The organism is Streptomyces sp. NRRL F-5755 (assembly GCF_001279365.1).
Classification (GTDB): Bacteria; Actinomycetota; Actinomycetes; order Streptomycetales; family Streptomycetaceae; genus Streptomyces; species Streptomyces rimosus.
This window is the reverse complement of sequence record NZ_LGCW01000266.1, coordinates 43,613-62,146: the sequence shown is the minus strand read 5'-3', so window position 1 is coordinate 62,146 and position 18,534 is coordinate 43,613. Positions and strand designations below refer to the sequence as shown.

General features: G+C 71.8%; 14 protein-coding genes and 1 pseudogene. 8 read left to right on the top strand and 7 right to left on the bottom strand.

The features are described 5' to 3' along the window. Positions 1-295: 295 nt before the first annotated feature. Entirely contained in the window at positions 296-862 is a 567-nt protein-coding gene (locus tag ADK86_RS23900) for a Uma2 family endonuclease (RefSeq protein ID WP_053698428.1), read from the bottom strand. 179 nt (positions 863-1,041) lie between these two features. Here ADK86_RS23900 and ADK86_RS23895 point away from each other — a divergent pair, with 179 nt between their 5' ends. The 3 genes from ADK86_RS23895 (at position 1,042) to ADK86_RS23885 (ending at position 4,800) form a co-directional block, all read left to right on the top strand. Next, entirely contained in the window at positions 1,042-3,078 is a 2,037-nt protein-coding gene (locus ADK86_RS23895) for a thioredoxin domain-containing protein (protein WP_053698427.1), read from the top strand. Between the two features lie 87 nt (positions 3,079-3,165). Beyond that, a complete protein-coding gene (locus ADK86_RS23890) occupies positions 3,166-4,191 on the top strand; it encodes an MDR family NADP-dependent oxidoreductase (protein ID WP_053698426.1) in 1,026 nt (341 codons plus the stop codon). A 138-nt stretch (positions 4,192-4,329) separates the two neighbouring features. After that, positions 4,330-4,800: a MerR family transcriptional regulator gene (locus tag ADK86_RS23885; RefSeq protein ID WP_053698425.1), complete on the top strand. Its 471-nt coding sequence runs from the start codon at positions 4,330-4,332 to the stop codon at positions 4,798-4,800. A 164-nt stretch (positions 4,801-4,964) separates the two neighbouring features. Here the strand turns inward: ADK86_RS23885 and ADK86_RS23880 are convergent. Together ADK86_RS23880 and trhA are read right to left on the bottom strand one after the other, a co-directional pair. Then, a pseudogene (locus tag ADK86_RS23880) lies at positions 4,965-5,596 on the bottom strand (TetR/AcrR family transcriptional regulator). Positions 5,597-6,009: 413 nt separating this feature from the next. Beyond that, positions 6,010-6,738 carry a PAQR family membrane homeostasis protein TrhA gene (trhA, locus tag ADK86_RS23875; protein WP_053698424.1) on the bottom strand — a complete coding sequence of 243 codons (729 nt, stop codon included), beginning with the start codon at positions 6,736-6,738 and terminating at the stop codon, positions 6,010-6,012. 243 nt (positions 6,739-6,981) lie between these two features. On the opposite strand from trhA, the gene ADK86_RS23870 reads away from it, so the two are divergent. After that, a complete protein-coding gene (locus tag ADK86_RS23870) occupies positions 6,982-8,805 on the top strand; it encodes a phosphoenolpyruvate carboxykinase (GTP) (protein ID WP_053698423.1) in 1,824 nt (607 codons plus the stop codon). A 110-nt stretch (positions 8,806-8,915) separates the two neighbouring features. On the opposite strand, the gene ADK86_RS23865 is transcribed toward ADK86_RS23870, so the two are convergent. Then, positions 8,916-9,329, bottom strand: coding sequence for a hypothetical protein (locus tag ADK86_RS23865; RefSeq protein ID WP_053698422.1), 414 nt, complete (start codon positions 9,327-9,329; stop codon positions 8,916-8,918). A 112-nt stretch (positions 9,330-9,441) separates the two neighbouring features. After that, positions 9,442-10,653, bottom strand: coding sequence for a pyridoxal phosphate-dependent aminotransferase (locus ADK86_RS23860; protein WP_053698421.1), 1,212 nt, complete (start codon positions 10,651-10,653; stop codon positions 9,442-9,444). Between the two features lie 280 nt (positions 10,654-10,933). Between ADK86_RS23860 and ADK86_RS23855 the strand changes: the two genes are divergently transcribed. Beyond that, positions 10,934-12,778, top strand: a complete 1,845-nt coding sequence (locus ADK86_RS23855; protein ID WP_234345988.1) for a P-loop NTPase fold protein — start codon at positions 10,934-10,936, stop codon at positions 12,776-12,778. On the opposite strand, the gene ADK86_RS23850 is transcribed toward ADK86_RS23855, so the two are convergent. Continuing rightward, positions 12,714-14,330, bottom strand: coding sequence for an N-acyl-D-amino-acid deacylase family protein (locus tag ADK86_RS23850; RefSeq protein WP_053698420.1), 1,617 nt, complete (start codon positions 14,328-14,330; stop codon positions 12,714-12,716). The two genes, ADK86_RS23855 and ADK86_RS23850, sit on opposite strands and share 65 nt — an antisense overlap. A gap of 239 nt (positions 14,331-14,569) precedes the next feature. Next, positions 14,570-15,910, bottom strand: a complete 1,341-nt coding sequence (locus tag ADK86_RS23845) for an amino acid deaminase (RefSeq protein WP_053698419.1) — start codon at positions 15,908-15,910, stop codon at positions 14,570-14,572. A 153-nt stretch (positions 15,911-16,063) separates the two neighbouring features. On the opposite strand from ADK86_RS23845, the gene ADK86_RS23840 reads away from it, so the two are divergent. The 3 genes from ADK86_RS23840 to ADK86_RS23830 are packed head-to-tail and all read left to right on the top strand — an operon-like array spanning position 16,064 to position 18,441. Continuing rightward, positions 16,064-17,263 carry a sugar kinase gene (locus tag ADK86_RS23840; protein ID WP_053698435.1) on the top strand — a complete coding sequence of 400 codons (1,200 nt, stop codon included), beginning with the start codon at positions 16,064-16,066 and terminating at the stop codon, positions 17,261-17,263. Beyond that, positions 17,260-18,018: an IclR family transcriptional regulator gene (locus tag ADK86_RS23835; protein ID WP_030373954.1), complete on the top strand. Its 759-nt coding sequence runs from the start codon at positions 17,260-17,262 to the stop codon at positions 18,016-18,018. The genes ADK86_RS23840 and ADK86_RS23835 overlap by 4 nt, the downstream gene beginning before the upstream one ends. Positions 18,019-18,030: 12 nt before the next feature. Next, the gene (locus ADK86_RS23830; RefSeq protein ID WP_003985464.1) at positions 18,031-18,441 is read left to right on the top strand and encodes a RidA family protein; all 411 of its coding nucleotides are present in this window, start codon (positions 18,031-18,033) and stop codon (positions 18,439-18,441) included. Positions 18,442-18,534 lie beyond the last annotated feature (93 nt).

Below are 18,534 nucleotides of genomic sequence, written 5' to 3'. Positions count from 1 at the left end.
CCCCCCGCCCCCCCCCGACAACCGGTACAGCCCCCCCGTCCCGCCCCCCGCCGATCGGCCCAGCCCCCCCAGTCTTCCGCTTCCCCGCCCGATCCGGCAGTCCTGTGGATAACTCCATGGGGTGGGGGGTGGGTGTCCATGGGGTGGGGAGGGGGATCGGGGCGGGACTTACCGCTTGAACCGTGAGGAGGGGATCGCCCTCGCCACTGGGCTCCCGGAGCGACGCGATCGGGAGTGTCCGCTGCACGGACAAGGAAGTTGGCCCGACACGATCCCTGCCCGTGGATCCGGGCTGTCAGATGGTTCCCAGGTCCACAGTGACGGAGAACGGCGCCGCAGCCTTGATCACGCCGGTGAACATCTCGCCGTCCCGGTATGCCTTGGTGGCGGGGTCGAGTACGTAGGTGTAGACGATGGGGACGCCGGTGGCGGCCTGTTCGACGCGCCAGTAGAAGGGGATGCCGGCCTTGGCGTACTGGTCCACCTTCACGATCCGGTCCGTGGTCTCCGAGCCGGGCGATACGACCTCGGCAACCAGGAGGACGTGTTCGGGGCGGGTGGGCGTGAGGTCGATCGTCTTCGCCCGGTAGACGATGACGTCCGGACGGCGGTTGGTGAGCGGAACGTCCTGCAGACGGACATCGAAGTCCGTGTCGGCGTTCCAGTCCGGGCCTGCGACGGCGTCCAAAGCGTTGGCCAGGATCCGCGCCAGCCGATTGTGCCGCTTGGAGGCGCTCGGGCTCACGACGACCATCCCGTCCACGATCTCAATGCCGGCACACTGTTCCTCGGACCAGGAGTCGTACTGCTCCGCGCTGATCTGGGTGTGCATCCAGGCGGGCGCCACCATCTCGGCGGTCATGGCGTGCCTCCTTCGAGGATCCTCGACAGTTCCAGCGCTGCTGAGCTCAGCGTACTGTTCCGCGATGCCGGGGCACCCGATTGCGGAAGAGCGCGATCACCCCTCTCTCCGGGGCCGAGCCGGGCAGACTCCCCGCGGGCCTCGCGGACGGGACCGGGCGTTGTGAGAGGCTGGATCGCATGAACCGGCTAGCTGGTGTGACCTCGCCATATCTGCTTCAGCACGCTGACAATCCGGTCGACTGGTGGCCTTGGGGGCCGGAGGCTTTCGAGGAAGCACGGCGGCGCGATGTGCCCGTTCTGCTGTCGGTCGGTTACTCCGCGTGCCACTGGTGCCACGTAATGGCCCACGAAAGCTTCGAGGACGAGGCTGTCGCCGCGGTGATCAACGAGCACTTCGTGCCCGTGAAGGTGGACCGCGAGGAGCGGCCCGATGTGGATGCGGTGTACATGGAGGCGGTGCAGGCCGCCACCGGGCAGGGCGGGTGGCCGATGACGGTCTTTCTGACGCCTGATGCCGAGCCGTTCTACTTCGGTACGTACTTTCCGCCCGCCCCGCGCCATGGCATGCCGTCGTTCCCGCAGATCCTTCAGGGGGTGCGCGGCGCCTGGGCGGAGCGTCGGGACGAGGTCGGTGAGGTGGCCGGGCGGATTGTTGCCGATCTGTCGGCGCGGTCGGTCTCGGAAACGTTGGCCAAGGGTGGCCAGGTGCCGCCCGGGCCGGAGGATCTGGCTTCCGCGCTGCTGGCCCTGACCAGGGACTTCGACGCCGTGCACGGCGGCTTCGGGGGCGCGCCCAAGTTCCCGCCGTCCATGGCGCTGGAGTTCCTGCTGCGCCACCACGCCCGTACGGAGTCCGAGGCGGCCCTCCAGATGGTGCAGGCGACCGCCGAGGCGATGGCCCGCGGCGGCATCTACGACCAGCTCGGCGGCGGCTTCGCGCGGTACGCGGTGGACGCGACCTGGACGGTGCCGCACTTCGAGAAGATGCTCTACGACAATGCGCTGCTGTGCCGTACGTACGCGCATCTGTGGCGCGTCACCGGCTCTGACCTGGCCCGGCGCGTCGCTGTCGAGACCGCCGACTTCATGGTGCGTGAACTGCGCACGGAGGAGGGAGGGTTCGCCTCCGCCTTGGACGCGGACTCCGATGACGGCAGCGGCAAGCACGTCGAGGGCGCGTACTACGTATGGACGCCCGGGCAACTGCGTACCGTTCTGGGGGAGAAGGACGCTGCCGTCGCCGCGCACTACTTCGGCGTGACGGAGGAGGGCACCTTCGAGGAGGGCGCGTCCGTACTCCAACTCCCGGACACCGACGACCTGGTGGACGCCGGGCGGATCGCGAGCATCAAGGAGAGGCTGCGCGCGGCGCGCGACTCACGGCCGCGCCCCGGCCGGGACGACAAGGTCGTCGCCGCCTGGAACGGCCTGGCCATCGCCGCCCTCGCCGAGACCGGTGCCTACTTCGACCGCCCGGACCTGGTGCAGGCCGCCACGGACGCCGCCGACCTGCTCGTCCGCGTCCACATGGACTGGCAGGCACGGCTGTACCGCACCTCGCGGGACGGCGTGGCCGGCGCCAACTCCGGGGTACTGGAGGACTACGCGGACGTCGCCGAGGGCTTCCTCGCGCTCGCCTCGGTCACCGGGGAGGGCGTCTGGGTGGAGTTCGCGGGCCTCTTCCTGGACACGGTGATCGTCCACTTCACCGCCGAGGACGGCACGCTGTACGACACCGCCGACGACGCCGAGCAGCTGATCCGCCGACCTCAGGACCCGACCGACAACGCCACGCCGTCCGGCTGGACCGCGGCCGCCGGCGCGCTCCTGTCGTACGCGGCCCTGACGGGCAGCGGCCCGCACCGGGACGCCGCCGAGCGCGCCCTGGGCGTCGTGAAGGCGCTGAGCGGCCGGGCGCCGCGCTTCATCGGGTGGGGGCTCGCCGTCGCCGAAGCGGCGCTGGACGGGCCGCGCGAGGTCGCGGTCGTCGGCCCGGACGGCGACCCGGCCACCCGTGCGCTGCACCACGCCGCCCTTCTGGGGACCGCGCCCGGTGCGGTGGTCGCCCTCGGGGCGCCCGGTTCGGACGAGGTGCCGCTCCTGAAGGACCGCCCGCTGGTCGACGGCCGGCCCGCCGCGTACGTCTGCCGCCACTTCACGTGCGAGCGCCCGACGACGGACCCGGAGGAGCTGGAAGAGAAGCTGCGGGGCTGAGAAGGCCCCGGGGGCCGACCCGCCCAAAGCCCTAGGACCACCAGCCGACTTGTACTTCACGCGGGCGTCAAGTTCTAGCGTGACGGCATGACGAACCGTACCGAGGGCGGCCTGCCCGCCACCCACCGCGAAGTCCGCCTGGCCGCCCGTCCGCAGGGACCGATCACCGACGACCTCTTCGAGGTGGCCGAGGTGCCGGTGCCCCGGCCGGGCCCGGGGCAGGTGCTCGTGCGCAACACGACCATGGCCGTCGCGGCCGTGATGCGGACGCTGATGGACGAGGTCACCAGCGTCCCGATGCCGTCCTTCGTGCCCGGCGAACCGCTGCACGGCTCGGCCATCGGCGAGGTCGTCGAGGCCCCCGGCACCGACTTCGCCCCCGGTGACCTGGTGGAACACCACTTCGGGTGGCGGGAGTACGCCCTCGTGGACGCGGCCGCCGTACAGCGCCGGGACCGTGACCTGCTGCCCGACCCGGCCGCGTACCTCTCCCAGGGCCCCACCGCCTACATGGGCGTCGTACGAGGCGCCGAGGTGCGCGCCGGCGACACGGTGTTCGTGACCGGCGCGGCCGGCGGCGTGGGGTCGCTGGCCGGGCAGATCGCCCGCCTGCGGGGCGCCGTACGGGTCATCGGCAGTACGGGATCGCAGCGCAAGGCCGACATCCTGGTCAAGGAGCTGGGCTACGACGCGGTGGTGATCCGCGGTGCGGGCCCCATCGAGGAGCAGCTGCGCGCGGCCGCCCCCGACGGCGTGGACGCGGTCTTCGACAACGTGGGCGGCGAGCAGTTGCAGGCCGCCATCGCGCTGGCCAACCGCGGCGCCCGTATCGCGCTCGTCGGCGCGCTGTCCGCCCAGCTCTCCGGTTCGGGGGCGCACACCACCGAGATCGACACCCTGTCGCTGCTCGCCCGCAGCATCACGCTGCGGGGCGTCGCGCTCTACGACCACCTCAGCCTGATCCCCGAGTGGAACGAGCAGTTCGGGCGCGGTCTGCGGGACGGCACGCTCACGTTCCCGCACGCCCGGCTGCGCGGCATCGAGGAGGCCCCGCGCGCCCTCATGGAGCTGATCGAGGGCCGGCACATGGGCGCCGTACTCGTGGAGTTGTGAGCGAGTTCCCCGCGTACGCGTGGGGACTCCCCATGGCGCGGGCCCGCCGGTCGCGCCCCCGGTCGACGACGTACGGTCTGAGTGAGTCGACGTACGCAACGGGGCACCACCGGCCGGGCCCCGTCGGGGGAGGACCGGATGCGCATCGGGGACGCCGCGGCCGCCGCGGGCATGACGGCCAGGGCACTGCGCTACTACGAGGAACAGGGGCTGGTGACCGCCCGGCGTACGCCGTCCGGCCACCGGGTGTACGCGCCGGAGGACGTGCACCGCCTGCGTACGGTGCGCGAACTCCTCGACGCGGGGCTGACGGTGGGCGATATCCGGTCGTTCGCGCCGCTTCTGGACTCGCTGCCGCCGGGTGGCGTCTCCGCGCTGTTCGCCCCGGGGAACGGCGCCCGCGACGGCGCGAGGGAGGACCTCGCGGACGGCCCCGGACGGGACGACTGCCGCGCGGCGGAAGCGGTGGCCCGCCGCCGGCTGGCCGACCTGGACGCCCGGATAGAACGGCTGACGATGCTGCGCGGCCGGCTGGCCCGGCAGCTCGGGGAACCGGCGGCCAGGGTGCCGGGGCGCGTGGCTCCTTACGGGAGGGCTCTCAGGGAGTGAGGCGGACGGGTTAGAAGGGGCTGCGTTCGGAGAGTGCGGCGGATGGGCTCGGAGAGGCTGCGTCCGGGGAGTGCGGCGGATGGGCTCGGAGAAGCTGCGTTCGGGAAGTGAGGTGTACGGGATCGGAGAGGCCGCGTCCAGGGCGCGAAGGCCAGGTCCGCCCCTCAGATCCGCAACCCCCGCGCCAGCACGTCCATCGCCCGGCCGATCAGCTCTTCGAGGTCGCGTCCCGCTGCCCGTCCGCGACCCAGCGCATCAGCGCCTCCTGGAGGGCCGCCAGGAGGGCCGCCGCGATCACCCGGATCTCCAGGTCGTCGGCGGGCCGGCCGGACCGTTCCGCCAGTACGGCGCTGATCATGTCGGTGTCCCGCGCGGTGTTCTCCGCCATCCGGCCGCGGATCGCCGGCACCTCCCGGACGAGGCGGGTGCGCTGGACCAGTTCGGTGCGCTCCTCCGCCGTGATCCGCCGCAGTGCCTCGGTGGTGACGTGCCGCAGCGACTCGGTCATCGGCTCGTCGGCGGGCCGGGCCCGCAGCCCGGTCTCCAGCACCGGGTCGTACTCGTCGGTGAGCACGATGTCTTCCTTGGTGGGGAAGTAGCGGAAGACCGTGCTGGGGGAGACGTCGGCGGCCTCGGCGATCCGGTCGACGTGGGTCGCGTCGTACCCCTGCTCCTCGAAGAGCCGGCAGGCGGCCCGGCGGATCGCCTGCCGGGTCTGGATCTTCTTCCGTTCGCGCAGGCCGACCTTGGGTGCGGTGGGCTGCGCGGCGGATTCCTGTGCGGCCATGAAGGTCATTGTCGGGCATCCCCGGACCGGGAACCACGGGCCCGGACCAGGCCGCTCCCGCCTGCCTTGACGCCTCCTTGCTCGCCCGAGGGCTGTGGTTTGTCAGTGGCGTGTGTAACGCTGTGGCGAGTGCAAGGTCACCGTCAGTGATGCTTGGAGGGGGTGTTGCGGGTATGCGTACCGCAATCGATGTGTTCGCCGTCTTCGCGGCAGCGCTCTGCGTCGGAGGGTTCCTCGTCGGGGGCACGGCCGTGGTGGTCGCTCTGGTACTGGCCGGGGTGGCCGCCCTGACATGGCAAGTGGCCGCGGCGTCGAGACCGCGGCCACGCATGGGCGGAAGGGGTGCGCGCCGGCGCAGTGAGGGTGCCGGCGCGCGGGGTGGAAGAGGGGCCGCGGGCGGGCCGGATGCCGCCCCGGGCGCCTCAGGCGTGCGTATAGGCCACCAATGAGATGCCGACGTAGTGCACGGCGAACGCCGCCAGCGTCAGGGAGTGGAAGACCTCGTGGAAGCCGAACCAGCGCGGTGAGGGGTTGGGGCGCTTGATGCCGTAGATGATGCCGCCGGCGCTGTAGAGGACGCCGCCGACGATGACGAGGACGAGGACGGCGATGCCGCCCTTGCGCAGGAAGTCGGGCAGGAAGAAGACGGCCGCCCAGCCGAGCGCGATGTAGCAGGGGGTGTAGAGCCAGCGTGGTGCGCCCACCCAGAAGACGCGGAAGGCGATGCCGGCGAGGGCGGCCGCCCAGACGGCCCACAGGAGTATCTGCCCGCGGGTGCCGGGAACCAGCAGCATGGTCAGCGGGGTGTAGGTGCCCGCGATGATCAGGAAAATGTTGGCGTGATCCAGTCGGCGCAGCACGGCTCCGGTGCGCGGGCCCCAATTGCCCCGGTGGTAAAGGGCGCTGACCCCGAAGAGCAGGCAGGCCGAGAGGGTGTAGACGGCGCAGGCGATCCGGCCGCGGGTGCTGTCGGCCAGGGCCGTGAGCACCACACCGGAGAAGAGGGCGGCGGGGAACATCCCCGCGTGCAGCCAGCCCCGCAGCTTGGGCTTGAGTGGCGCGGCCACCGCGGCGACCGCGGAGACTGCGTCGGCGGCCGCGCTGGTCACGGGGGAAGGGCGGCTTTCGGCGGCGTCGGGCGCGGAAGTCATGGCCGCAATGCTACCTACGCAACCGTAAGTTACGGATTGGTCCGGAAGTGGTGACGGTCACGAGAACCTCCTCTGGACAGATGTGGATCGGGGTCGGATGATCAAATGAGTGCGGTCGGCACCGGATGAGCGGTCGCGAAGCATCCGGGTCGCAGCCCCCAAGGGGCAGACACCATCATCAAGCGGGCTCTGCCGGCATGTGCGCAGACAGTGGTCCGACCAAACCCTCATCTAGGAGCGATCGTGGCGCGCGACAACGCGGCTCCCTCCCCCGTCCCGACCAACCACCAGGGGCTGATCTCCTGGGTCGATGAGATCGCAGCCATCACCGAGCCGGACCGTGTCGTGTGGTGCGACGGCTCGGAGGCGGAGTACGAGCGCCTGTGCGAGGAGCTCGTCGCCAAGGGCACCTTCACGAAGCTGGACCCGATCAAGCGCCCCAACTCGTACTACGCCGCGTCCGATCCGTCGGACGTCGCCCGGGTGGAGGACCGCACGTTCATCTGCTCCGAGAAGGAGGAGGACGCGGGCCCGACCAACCACTGGAAGGCCCCGGCGGAGATGCGCGACATCTTCACCGGTGAGCAGGGCATCTTCCGTGGCGCGATGCGCGGCCGGACGATGTACGTCGTCCCGTTCTGTATGGGCCCGCTCGGCTCCCCGCTCTCCGCGCTCGGTGTGGAGATCACCGACTCGGCGTACGTCGCCGTCTCGATGCGCACCATGACCCGGATGGGCCAGGCCGTCCTCGACGAACTGGGGACGGACGGGTTCTTCGTGAAGGCCGTGCACACCCTCGGCGCACCGCTCGCCGAAGGCGAGGCCGACGTGCCATGGCCGTGCAACTCGACCAAGTACATCTCGCACTTCCCCGAGGACCGCGAGATCTGGTCCTTCGGCTCCGGCTACGGCGGCAACGCCCTGCTGGGCAAGAAGTGCTACGCGCTGCGCATCGCCTCGGTCATGGCCCGCGACGAGGGCTGGCTCGCCGAGCACATGCTCATCCTCAAACTCACCCCGCCGCAGGGGGAGTCGAAGTACGTCGCCGCCGCGTTCCCGAGCGCCTGCGGCAAGACCAACCTCGCGATGCTGGAGCCCACGATCTCCGGCTGGACGGTCGAGACCATCGGCGACGACATCGCCTGGATGCGCTTCGGCGAGGACGGCCGCCTGTACGCGATCAACCCCGAGGCCGGTTTCTTCGGCGTCGCGCCCGGCACCGGTGAGCACACCAACGCCAACGCGATGAAGACCCTCTGGGGCAACTCGGTCTTCACCAACGTCGCGCTGACCGACGACGGCGACGTGTGGTGGGAGGGCATGACCGAGGAGAAGCCCGCGCACCTGACCGACTGGAAGGGCAACGACTGGACCCCGGAGTCGGAGACCCCGGCGGCCCACCCCAACGCCCGCTTCACCGTGCCGGCCGGGCAGTGCCCGATCATCGCGCCCGAGTGGGAGGACCCCAAGGGCGTGCCGATCTCGGCCATTCTCTTCGGTGGCCGCCGCGCCAGCGCCGTACCGCTGGTGACCGAGTCGCTGACCTGGCAGCACGGCGTCTTCCTCGGCGCGAACGTGGCGAGCGAGAAGACCGCGGCCGCCGAGGGCAAGGTCGGCGAGCTGCGCCGGGACCCGTTCGCCATGCTGCCGTTCTGCGGCTACAACATGGGCGACTACATGGGCCACTGGATCAAGGTCGGCGCGGACAAGGACCAGACGAAGCTGCCGAAGATCTACTACGTGAACTGGTTCCGCAAGGACGACGCGGGCCGCTTCGTGTGGCCGGGCTTCGGCGAGAACAGCCGGGTGCTCAAGTGGATCGTCGAGCGCCTGGACGGCAAGGCCGAGGGCGTCGAGACCCCGATCGGCATCCTGCCGACGAAGGAGGCGCTGGACACCGACGGCCTCGACCTGCCCGATGCGGACCTCGACTTCCTGCTCACCGTCGACAAGGACGTGTGGCGCGAGGAGGCGGCGCTGGTCCCCGAGCACCTGAACACCTTCGGTGACCACACGCCGAAGGAGCTGTGGGACGAGTACCACGCGCTCGTACGCCGACTGGGCTAGTACGGCGAAACGGTCCGGCGCGGACGCGGACGCGCACCGGACCGCCATGGTCGACGGCCGGGGCCACGTGCACGAACACGTGGCTCCGGCCGTCTTTGCTCACAAGGGCCTCAGGCCGTCGCCAGCTCCTGCACCGCCGAGCCGGCCTCATGGGCCTCCATGCGCTCGGCCGCCAGCGCGGCGGCGGCGCCGTCGGCCCGCGAGGTGGCCACCGCGAGGGCGCTGCCGGCCAGCATCCGCGCCCGCCGGTGCAGCCGGGGCGCGCGGGCCGGGTCGCCGCCGCTCGGTGCGGCCCGCAGCGGATACGCCCCGCCGCGCAGCCGGGTGACCTGCTCGGCGATGCGCTCGGCGGCGTCGTCCAGCGCGGGATCGGGCACGGTGGCGCGCAGTTCGTCGGTGACGGTGAGCAGTGCGGTCAGATGGCCGGCGAGCCGGATGTCCAGTTCCTCCGCGCGGGAGCGGTGCGGGACGTCCTGGTCGGCGGCCATGGAGTGGACCGACTTGGTGCGGATCGGTTCGTACATGGGATGGCCTCCTGGCAACGCGCAACGGCTAGGAGACCATCCTAGCTTAGACAGTGTCTAAAGTTGTGATCCGTACAGCAGGAATGCGGGCGTGGCGTCCGCCCGGACGCGCTCAGTACTGCCCGTAGCCGTCCAGGAACGTGCCGATGCGGGTCACCGCGTCCGTCAGGTCGTCCTTGTTCGGGAGGGTGACCAGGCGGAAGTGGTCCGGTTCGGGCCAGTTGAAGCCGGTGCCGTGCACGATCATGATCTTCTCGGCGCGCAGCAGGTCCAGCACCATCTGCCGGTCGTCCTTGATCTTGTAGACCTTCGGGTCCAGCCGCGGGAAGGCGTAGAGCGCGCCCTTGGGTTTGGTGCAGGTCACGCCCGGGATCTGGGTGAGCAGTTCGTAGGCGGTGTCGCGCTGTTCCAGCAGCCGGCCGCCCGGCAGCACCAGGTCGTTGATCGACTGCCGGCCGCCGAGGGCGGTGGCCACGGCGTGCTGGGCGGGCATGTTCGCGCACAGTCGCATGTTGGCCAGGATCGTCAGGCCCTCGATGTAGGAGGCGGCGTGCGCCTTGGGGCCGCAGACCGCCAGCCAGCCGCTGCGGTAGCCCGCCACCCGGTAGGACTTCGAGAGGCCGTTGAAGGTCAGGGTCAGCAGGTCGGGGGCGATCGCGGCGAACGGGGTGTGGGTGGCGCCGTCGTAGAGGATCTTGTCGTAGATCTCGTCGGCGCAGACGATCAGGTTGTGCCGGCGGGCGATCTCGGCGAGGCCGCGCAGCATCTCGTCGTCGTAGACCGCGCCGGTCGGGTTGTTCGGGTTGATGACCACGAGGGCCTTGGTGCGGTCGGTGACCTTGCGCTCGATGTCGGCGAGGTCCGGCATCCAGTCCGCCTGCTCGTCACAGCGGTAGTGCACCGCCGTGCCGCCCGACAGGGAGACCGCGGCCGTCCACAGCGGGTAGTCCGGGGCCGGTACGAGCACCTCGTCGCCGTCGTCCAGCAGCGCCTGCATCGACATCTGGATCAGCTCGGAGACGCCGTTGCCGAGGTAGATGTCGTCGACCGACAGCTCGATGCCCTGGGTCTGGTAGTGCTGCATGACCGCGCGCCGGGCGGAGAGCAGGCCCTTGGCGTCGCCGTAGCCGTGCGCCGTGCCGACGGTGCGGAGGATGTCCTCCAAGATCTCCGGCGGGCACTCGAAACCGAAGGCCGCCGGGTTTCCGGTGTTCAGCTTGAGGATGCGGTGACCCGCTGCTTCGAGTCGCATCGCCTCCTCAAGGACCGGCCCCCGGATCTCGTAGCAGACGTTGGCGAGCTTCGTTGACTGGATCACCTGCATGCCGCCACCTTACGGGCGCGTCATACGCCCTGCCTGGTGTTCTTGTTCACCTTCGGGGGCCGGAGGGTGTGGGTTTGGTCACCCGTCGTGACGGTGCGGAACGTGCCGTTCCGGTGGTGGACGGGGCCAACGGGGCTCCGTTGGCGGGCATACTGCCGTACGCTCCCGGCGGGTGCGCGCACGGGGAGGCGCACACCACGGCGCTGAGCGCCGGTGCCCGTACTCCGGCCGGTGCCGGGCGCGGGGCCGCACCACCGGCACCGATCACGGGGGCGACATCGTGTCATCCACGCAGCGGCTCTCGCTGCTCAACGACGAGCCGGTGGACTCCGCCGGAGGCGACCTGCTGGGCGCGGGCCGCGCCGCCCGGCAACTGGCCGACCTGCTGCTCGCCTCCCGGGCCTCCACCCCCTTCACCCTCGCCGTCGACGCGGGGTGGGGCATGGGCAAGAGCAGCCTGATGCGCCTGGTCGACGCGGAGCTGACGACGGCGCCCGAGGTGCACACCGTCTGGTACAACGCCTGGACCTCGACCGGCGCGGACGCCCTGGAAGGGCTGATCAAGTCGGTGCTGATGCGCTTCGACCGGCGGCTGCTGCGGCGGGCCCTGCACCGGGTCTCCGAACAGCGGGCCCTGCTGCGCGTCCTGCGGGCGCTCGCCACCGTCGCGGCGGGCCCGCTCGGCGCCGCCGGGCTGGTCGACGAACTGTGGAGCAGCCTGTCGGTCAACTCCCAGGCCCGCAACGAGATGCGCGACGCGATTCGCGACCTTGCCCAGGAGTGGTCCGAGAACGCGGCCTACTCGCCGCGCCGGATGCTCGTCGTCTTCATCGACGACCTGGACCGCTGCTCCGAGGAGACGGTGCTGGCGGTGTGCGAGGCGGTCAAGGTCTATCTGGACGTACCGGGGCTGGCGTTCGTCATCGGCTGCGACCGCTCCGTGATGGGGCCGAGCGGCCTGCTGCGCGACCTGTCCCCGGCCGGCACCGCCTTCATGGAGAAGATCTTCCAGACCAGCTACCGCATCCCGGTGGCCGACGGCCAGGACGTACGGGAGTACATCGCGTGGTGCGCGCGCACCGCCGGGATCGAACGGCTGCTGGACGCGCCCCTGGTCGACCTGCTCGCCGAGCGCTCGGCCCGCAACCCGCGCCGCATCAAACGGCTGGTCAACGGCTTCGTCCTGGAAGCCACCCTGAACCCGATGTGGGCCGACCACCCGCCGGAGGCGGTGCTGCGCACCCTGCTGATCCAGTACTTCTACGCCGACTTCTACCGGATGATGACCAGCCCGCCGGGGGTCGACGACGGTGATGTGGTCGCGGACTTCTGTACGTACCGGCGGGTGCGGACGCTGTTGCGGGCCCCGGAGGACGTCCCCGAGGAGATGCGGCCGCTGGTGAACACCTTCCTGGAGCAGCGCGACGTGGCGCCCGACCCGGTGAACCGGCGGGCGGCGCTGGAGCGGCTGGAACGCGAACTGCCCACCGTCTTCCCCGACATGGTCACCGACGCCGCGTTCAACTCGCTGCTCGACGGCCTGCTCGACCTGCCGCGCTCCGGGAAACTGGTGCGCAGGCTGCGCGAGGGCGCGCCCGCGCTGGTGGCGGCGCCGCAGCGGGAGCCGGACATCGGGGCCGGGGCGATACCGGACGCGCGGACCGGCATCGTCGTACGGCGCGGGACCGGCTTCCCGGACTTCGACCCGCAAGCGCCCCTGGCCGGCCGCACGATCCTCTGGGTCGACGACCGCCCCGAGAACAACACCTCACTGGCCGCCTGGTTCCGCCGGGAAGGGGCGACCGTGGAGATCGCCGTGGATTCCGCTGCCGCCGACGCCGCCATCGCCGCCTGGTCTCCGTGCCTGATCATCTCCGACATCGCCCGCGGTACGGACAACCAGGCCGGTTTCACCCACGTGGCGGCCCTGCGCCGGGACGAGCGCTACACCGGCCCCGTCGTCTTCTTCGCCGGCCGGGTCACCCCCGCCCGCCAGGACACCGCCCGCGACCTGGGGGCGCTGGGCGTGGCGGCCGACGCGGACGAGCTGATCCGGCTGATCAGGGGCGCGTTCGCCGCACCGTACGCCCCGCCAGTACATCCGTCCGCCGCCCGTCCTCGATGACGAACCGCCCGTCGATCAGGACGTGCGGAATGCCCGTCGGCAGGGTGCGCGGCGCCTCGAAGGTGGACCCGGCGGCGACCGTGTCCGGGTCGAAGAGGACCAGATCGGCACGGTAGCCCTCGCGGACCAGGCCGCGGTCGGGCAGCCGCAGCCGCGCCGCCGGACGCCCGGTCAGATGCGCCACGCACTCCTCCAGCGACAGCACGCCCAGCTCCCGCGTGTAGGTCCCCAGGTACTTCGGGAACGTGCCGTACGCCCGCGGGTGCGGCTTGGCGCCCTGGAGGATGCCGTCGCTGCCGCCGGTGTGCACCGGGTGGCGCATGATCGCGCGGACGTTCTCCTCGTGGCCGACGTGCTGGAGGATCGTCGGGCCCAGCCGGTCCCGGAGCAGCAGCCGCCGGGCCGTCGTCCACGGCGCCTCGCCGCGCTCCCGCGCCGACGCGGCGACCGTCCGGCCGACGTGGTCCGCCAGCGCGGGGTCCGAGACGCCGGAGATCTCGATGGTGTCCCATTCGATCGGCACGCCGTGGCAGCCGTCCGCGCCCTCCACCTCCATGACGTGCCGGATGCGCTCCGCCGTCGCGTCGTCCCGCAGCCGCGCCAGGGTCGCCTCCGGACCGCCCTCGCTCGCCCAGCTCGGCAGCATGGCGACCAGCGTCGTACAGCCGGGCGTGTACGGGTACGTGTCGAGGGTGATGTCCGCGCCCGCCGCCAGGGCCTCGTCCAGGAGGGCGAGGAGTTCGGGGGCGCGGCCCTTGTTCACGCCGAAGTTCATGGTGGCGTGGGCGAGGTGCAGGGCGCAGCCCGCCCGGCGGGTCAGGCCGACCATCTCCGCGTACGCCTCCAGGGCGCCCGCCCCGTACGAGCGGTGGTGCGGGCAGTAGTAGCCGCCGTAGCGGGCCACGACCCGGCACAGTTCGGTGAGTTCGGCGTCGTCCGCGTACATGCCGGGGGTGTAGGTGAGGCCCGAGGACAGCCCGACGGCGCCCTGCTCCAGGCCCTCCGCGACCAGCTGCCGCATCCGCGCCAGTTCGCCGGGCGTGGCCGCGCGGTCCTCCCAGCCGAGTGCCAGCATCCGTACGGTGCCCTGCGGGACGAGGTACGCCGCGTTGACGGCGATGCCCTGGCCGCCGAAGCCGTGGTCGAGGCGGTCCAGGTACTCGCCGACCGTGCGCCAGCCGAAGTCGATGTCCGAGCCGTCCCCGTTCCAGCCGGTGATCTGGGCGCGGACCTCGGCGAGCGTACGGTCGTCGACCGGCGCGTACGACAGGCCGTCCTGCCCGATGACTTCGAGCGTGACGCCCTGTGCGGCCTTCGCCTCGTGTGCCGGGTCGCGCAGCAGCGCCAGGTCGCTGTGCGCGTGCATGTCGATGAAGCCGGGGGAGAGGGCCAGGCCCGCGCCGTCCACGACGCGTGCGGCGCCGGGGCGCGGCCCGGAGTCCGTCTCCCGGCGGATCTCGGCGATCCGGCCGCCGTCGAGGGCGACGTCCGCCCGGTAGGAGGGGGTGCCGGAGCCGTCGATGACGCGTACGTCGCGGACCACGGTGTCCATGACCGAACTGCCTTTCCTGTCGAAGAGAGGCCGGGGCCGGGCCGCGGCGTACGGCCATGGCGTACGGCCCCCGCTCCGGCGAAAGGGGGGTGCACCGGAGCGGGGACCTGGCGCGCCCGGGGCAGGGGGATGCCCCCGGCGCTCGGCGCGGGGCTCGGGGGTGGTGCCCCGCGCCGGGATCGTGGGGCCCCGGGGTCACGGGGCCGCGGTGGCCCGCCTCAGAAGAACGTTGGGCCGCCTCAGAAGAACGTACGGACGTAGTCCACGACCGTGCCGTCCGCCTCGGCCACCGGGATCAGCTGCCACTTGTCGAAGGACGTGCACGGGTGCGACAGCCCCAGGCCGACCCAGTCGCCGACCTCCAGGGCGTCGCCCCGCTCCGTACGGACCCAGGCGTGCTGGTCGGAGAGCCCGGTGACGGTGATGCCGTCCGCCGGCCGCTCGCTGCCGTCCCGGCCGGACCGTACGACCTGGGCCTGCGGCAGGTCGAGGTCGTACGCCGCGTCCCGCTTGCCCGCGTTCAGGAACGCCTGCTCGGGGGTCGGGCGGGAGACGACCTGCGCCCACAGGCGGAAGGCGGGCCGCAGGGCGCCCTCGTCCGGGACGCGGTTGAAGGGGGTCAGGCGGCGGTAGTGGCCGTCGTCGTGGGAGACGTACGCGCCGGAGCGCAGCAGCTTCAGCAGGGGCCGGGACAGTTCGGGCGCCTCGGCGAAGACCTCGGCGACCGCGTCGAACCAGGCGCTGCCGCCCGCGCTGAGCACGATCTCCTCCAGGTCGGCGAAGCGCCCGGTCCGGTCGAAGGACACGGTCAGCGCGAGGAGGCGGCGCAGCCAGGCCGTCACCCGCTCGTGCGTGGCGTCGGGCACCTCGCCCTCGTACCCGGCGATGCCGACCAGGCGCAGCGTGTCCACGCCCGCGACGGCGTCGGCCAGTTCGAAGCACTCGGCGTCGGTACGGACACCGGTCCGCGCGCCCTCGCCCGCGGCCAGTTCGATCACCACGTCCAGCGGGCGGGTGGCGCCCGCCTCGCGCAGGGCGGCGTCCATCAGCTCGATGCCGCGCAGCGAGTCGACGTAGCAGACGCAGCGGAAGCCGGGGTCGGCGTCCAGTTCGGCGGCGAGCCAGCGCAGTGCGACGGCGTCGACGACCTCGTTGGCGAGGAAGATCCGCTGGATGCCGTAGGCGCGGTAGACGCGGGCCTGGTGCGGGACGGCGGCGGTGATGCCCCAGGCGCCGCGGGCGAGTTGGCCGGCGAAGAGCTGCGGGGCCATCGAGGTCTTGCCGTGCGGGGCGAAGGCCAGGCCGTGCCGCTCGGCGTAGCTCTCCAGCAGCGCGAGGTTGTGCTCCAGCGACTCGGCGGACAGGGCGAGGACGGGGGTGGTGAAGCCGCCGGTGAACAGGTTCCGCCGTTCGGCCGCGAGCTCGCCGACGGTACGGCCGTCCGCGTCCGGGGGAAGTCCCTTGAAGCGGTGGTCGACGCGTTCGTCCGCGAGGGTCCTCGCGTGCCGGGCGGCGGTGGCTGCGTCGGCGCCGGGCGCGGCACCGGTGGCGCTGCGGTCGGCGTGGGGCGCGGCGGCCATGGGGGCCTCCTCCAGATCATGTTGCACTGTGTGCAACACCCATTGCGCATATCGCTTACTGCTGTCTAACATCCGAGCCATCGCCGGGTCAATGGTGCGTAACACGTCGCGGAACGGCTCAACGAGCCCGTACGCAAAGGAGTGCAGGAGATCGTGACCACGTCCCAGAACGTCCGCACCGATGGCACCGGCACGACGGACGGCACCGCCACGCCGCGAGGTGCCGGTGCGCCGGACGGCGCGGGGCCCGGCGGACCGGGCACCGACGTCGTCTGCCTCGGCGAATCCATGGTCACCTTCATGCCCACCGAACCCGGGCGGCTCGCCGACGTCTCCCTCTTCGAGCGCGGTATCGGCGGCGCCGAGTCCAACGTCGCCTGCGCCCTCGCCCGCACCGGCCACCGCACCCGCTGGATCTCCCGCGTCGGCGCCGACGCCTTCGGCGACCACCTGCGCGCGGCCGTCGCCGCCTGCGGCGTGGACGTCTCCCACGTTCAGCGCGACCCGGACCGCCCCACCGGCGTCTACTTCCGTACGGCGGGCGAACGCGCCACCGGTACGCGGACGGCCGCCGGCGAGGCCGAGGTGGCGTACTACCGCGCCGGATCCGCCGCCTCCGCCATGGCCCCCGGCCTGCTCGACCACGACGTGCTGCGCGACACCCGCGTCCTGCACCTCACCGGCATCACCGCCGCCCTGTCCGACAGCTGCCTCGACGTGCTGCGCACCCTCACCGCGCCGTCCCCCGGGCGCCCGCTCGTCTCCTTCGACGTCAACTACCGCGTCGGCCTCTGGCAGGACCGCACCGTACGCGGCCCCGAGATCGTCCTCGACCTCGCCCGCCGCTGCGACCTGGTCTTCGTCGGCGAGGATGAGGCCGCGGCCGCCTGGGACCTGCACGGGCCGGAAGCCCTGCGCGAAGCGCTGCCCGAACCCGCCGTCCTCGTCGTCAAACAGGGCGCCCACGGCGCCACCGTCCACGCCCGCCAGGCCGACGGCACCGACACGCTCACCACCGCGCCCGCCCTCGCGGTCGACGTGGTCGCGCCCGTCGGCGCCGGCGACGCCTTCGCCGCCGGATTCCTCTCCGCCACCCTCCGCGACCTGCCCGTGTTCGAGCGCATCCGGCACGGCCACCTCATGGCCGCCGCCTCCCTCACCGTCCCCGGCGACCTCGGCACACCCCCCTCCCGCGACCTCGCCGACCACCTTGCGGGCCTCGACCCCGCCGCCTGGGGGAGACTGCGACTCGGCCCCGGCTGGACGACCGACGGTGACACACCCACCGAGCGCAACGGCGACACCACCAGCCACGGGGTGCACAACCCACGGGTGGAGGTCCGTACACGATGAGTCAGACAGTCGACCGCGCACTGAGCATCCTGCCGCTGCTGGCGGAGGGCCCGGCCAACCTGGAACAGGTGGCCGGCCGCCTCGGCGTGCACAAGTCCACCGCGCTGCGGCTGCTGCGCACGCTCCACGAGCACGGCATGGTCTACCGGCAGGGCGACCAGCGCTACCGCCTCGGCGCCCGGCTCTTCGCCCTCGCCCAGCAGGCCGTGGAGAACCTGGACGTACGCGAGATCGCCCACCCGCACCTGGTCGAGCTGAACGAGAAGTGCGGGCACACGGTGCACCTCGCGGTGTACGAGGAGAACGAGGTCCTCTACATCGACAAGGTCGAGAGCCGCTATCCCGTACGGATGTACTCGCGCATCGGCAAACCCGTCGCCATCACCGTCGCGGCCGTCGCCAAGCTGCTGCTCGCCGACCTGCCCGAGGCCGAGCGCCGCGCGCTCGCCGAAAAGCTCGACTACCCCCTCTACACGTCCCGTTCGACACCCAACGCCACGGCGTTCCTCGCCGAACTGGCCAAGGTGCGCGAACAGGGCTGGGCCACCGACCTCGGCGGCCACGAGGAGTCCATCAACTGCGTCGGGGCCCCCATCCGCGGCGCGGACGGCCGGGTCGTCGCCGCCATGTCGGTGTCCGCGCCGAACGTGGTCGTCACGGCCGAGGAACTCCTCACCCTGCTTCCGTCGGTACGCCGTACCGCGGACGCCATCAGCCGGGAGTACTCCGGCAACACCCCGCAGAAGGACCAGTAAGGAAGCCTGACCATGACCGAGAAGACCGCCCTCACCCCCGCCACCCACACCACCCCGCCCGCCAAGTTCTCGCACGGCGTGAAGAAGGGCAACATCCTCCAGGTCGCCGGCCAGGTCGGCTTCCTGCCCGCCGTCGAGGGCCAGGCCCCCACCCCGGCCGGCCCCACCCTGCGCGAGCAGACGCTCCAGACCTTCGCCAACGTCAAGGCGATCCTGGAGGAAGGCGGCGCAACCTGGGACGACGTCATGATGATGCGCGTCTACCTCACCGATGTCGACCACTTCGCCGAGATGAACGAGATCTACAACGCGTACTTCGAGGCCGAGGGCCTGAAGGAAGCGCCGGCCGCCCGTACGACCGTGTACGTCGGCCTCCCCAAGGGCCTGCTCATCGAGATCGACGCCCTCGCGGTGCTGGGCTGACCGGGACACCCCCTTGCCGTTACCGCCGCTGAACCCGCCGCACGGTGCGGCGCCCCGCACGCCCGGGGCGCCGTGCCGCGGTCCCCCCTGCCT